Below are 241 nucleotides of genomic sequence, written 5' to 3'. Positions count from 1 at the left end.
CTCGCCGCGTTCCCGAGCCTCGCGGCGAGCGCGAGGGTCTTGCCCCCACCGCCTGCGCACAGGTCGATGATCGTGTCGCCGGGGGAGACGGGCAGCGCCTCGACGATCAGCTGGGAGCCCAGGTCCTGGATCTCGACAAGCCCCTGTTCGTAGGCCTCCCATTGCTCAACCGGGGTGCCCGAGGCAAAGCGCAGGCCCTGCGCGCTCGCCAGCACCTCGCCCGCTTCGGGGAGTGCCAGCC

Annotated in this window: 1 pseudogene; it reads right to left on the bottom strand. The window is 71.8% G+C overall.

Annotated features, from left to right (window positions below):
* Positions 1–241, bottom strand: a pseudogene (locus tag AX692_RS20270) (RsmB/NOP family class I SAM-dependent RNA methyltransferase); the annotation flags it as partial.

The organism is Erythrobacter donghaensis (assembly GCF_001557325.1).
Lineage (GTDB): Bacteria > Pseudomonadota > Alphaproteobacteria > Sphingomonadales > Sphingomonadaceae > Erythrobacter > Erythrobacter donghaensis_B.
Note: the sequence above shows the minus strand (reverse complement) of the source record. Positions and strands in the feature narration are given on the sequence as shown.